Source organism: Pseudonocardia adelaidensis, assembly GCF_039543345.1.
Lineage (GTDB): Bacteria > Actinomycetota > Actinomycetes > Mycobacteriales > Pseudonocardiaceae > Pseudonocardia > Pseudonocardia adelaidensis.
On sequence record NZ_BAABJO010000082.1, the window covers coordinates 1 to 1,246 of the forward strand.

Sequence of the window (1,246 nt, forward strand, 5' to 3'; positions counted from 1 at the left end):
CTAGTAGCGTGTCGCCGCTAAATCGGGTGCTATGCGGTGTATCGGTGCTCGGCAGCTCAGTTCTGCTGCTGAGAGGATGGGTGCTCGATGCCTCGCCCGAAGGTGTTCCCGGTCGGTCTGTCGGCTGCCGATCGCGGGTTCCTACTGAAGCTGACCACGACTGGCGTGCACCCGGCGCGGATGATCATGCGGTCGCGGGTGCTGCTGGAACTGGACGAGAACGCCGGTCCGGTACCGGATCAGGTGGTGGTCGCGCAGCGGGTCGGGACCTCGACGACCACGGTGCGCGTGGTCGCGAAGCGGTTCGCTGAGACCGGCGGCGACATCCTGGCCACGATCGGCCGCAAGCCGCGCGAGTCGCCGCCGGTGGCGCCGATCGTGACCGGCGAGGTCGAGGCCCGCCTGATCGCGCTGGCCTGCTCAACCCCACCCGAGGGCTCTTCTCGTTGGACGCTTCGACTGTTGGAGCGCCAGGTCGCCCTGATCGAGGAGTTGCCCAACCTGGATCATTCCACCATCGGTCGGGTGCTAAAAAAACGAAACTGCGTCCTCATCTGAAGAAGTGCTGGACCATCCCGCCTCACGCCAATGCCGAGTTCGCCGCGGCGATGGAAGACGTCCTGGCCGTCTACGCCCGCCCCTACGACCCCGCCCGGCCGGTGGTGTGCATGGACGAGAAGCCCTACCAACTGCTGGGACAGGTCCGCGACCCGATCCCCGCCGCACCCGGCCGCGACCAGAAAGAGGACAGCGAGTACGTCCGCCATGGCACTTGCTCGATCTTCGTCTGGGTCGAACCCCTGCGCGGGTGGCGCCGCGTCGACGCGAAGCCCCGCCGAACCAAGATCGACTGGGCCCACCAGGTGCAGCACCTACTCACCCACGACTATCCCGACGCCGACACCGTCGTACTGGTCATGGACAACCTCAACACCCACACCATCGGCTCGCTCTACGAAGCCTTCGACCCCGCCACCGCGTTCGCGTTGGCGCAACGACTGGAGATCCACCACACGCCCCGGCACGGCTCCTGGCTCAACATCGCCGAGATCGAACTCTCCGCCCTGACCCGCCAGTGCCTCGACCGCCGCATCGCCGACATCAACACCCTCAATGCCGAACTCACCGCCTGGCAACACGCCACCAACACCGACCAACGCCAGGTCGACTGGCAGTTCACCACCACCGACGCCCGCACCAAACTCCGCCACCTATACCCAAACAATTAGCGGCGACGGTCTACTAG

General features: G+C 66.0%; 2 protein-coding genes. Both read left to right on the forward strand.

Annotation, left to right across the window (positions count from 1 at the left end; genetic code table 11):
- The first annotated feature begins 87 nt into the window (after nucleotides 1-87).
- Nucleotides 88-558, forward strand: a complete 471-nt coding sequence (locus tag ABEA81_RS42285) for a helix-turn-helix domain-containing protein (RefSeq protein ID WP_345613695.1) — start codon at nucleotides 88-90, stop codon at nucleotides 556-558.
- Complete coding sequence (locus ABEA81_RS42290; RefSeq protein WP_345613697.1) at nucleotides 447-1,229, forward strand: IS630 family transposase; 783 nt, start codon at nucleotides 447-449, stop codon at nucleotides 1,227-1,229. The genes ABEA81_RS42285 and ABEA81_RS42290 overlap by 112 nt, the downstream gene beginning before the upstream one ends.
- The last annotated feature ends 17 nt before the right edge of the window (nucleotides 1,230-1,246 follow it).